The 272-nt window shown below is 47.4% G+C and carries 1 protein-coding gene; it reads left to right on the top strand.

What is annotated here, in order from left to right:
- The coding region (locus AAEY72_RS14910) for a hypothetical protein (RefSeq protein WP_502945398.1) at positions 1 to 272 on the top strand (272 nt) is incomplete at both ends.

Genomic DNA, 272 nt, shown 5'->3' with positions numbered 1-272 from the left:
GGCGAATACAACGAAAATGACTTCTATGGCCCGACACTCGTTTTCTACAGCGATGTACCTCTGCTAGACAATGGGTCAGGCTGGCATCTCTTATTGATGGTCACCTCCGAGTATTTGACCATTTATCCTATCAACGCTCGCTCGGAACACTCTGAGTACGGTAAACCCAAGTACGACACCATCCAGTCGATAGTGGTTACTCGCCCTGTCTTCCAAGAATATCCACATCCTAACAATCAGGATGAGCTTGAGGATTTACTAGGACTTCTCCC

Source organism: Psychrobacter sp. W2-37-MNA-CIBAN-0211 (genome assembly GCF_040309405.1).
Lineage (GTDB): Bacteria > Pseudomonadota > Gammaproteobacteria > Pseudomonadales > Moraxellaceae > Psychrobacter > Psychrobacter glaciei.
This window is presented reverse-complemented; position numbering and strand designations above follow the sequence as displayed.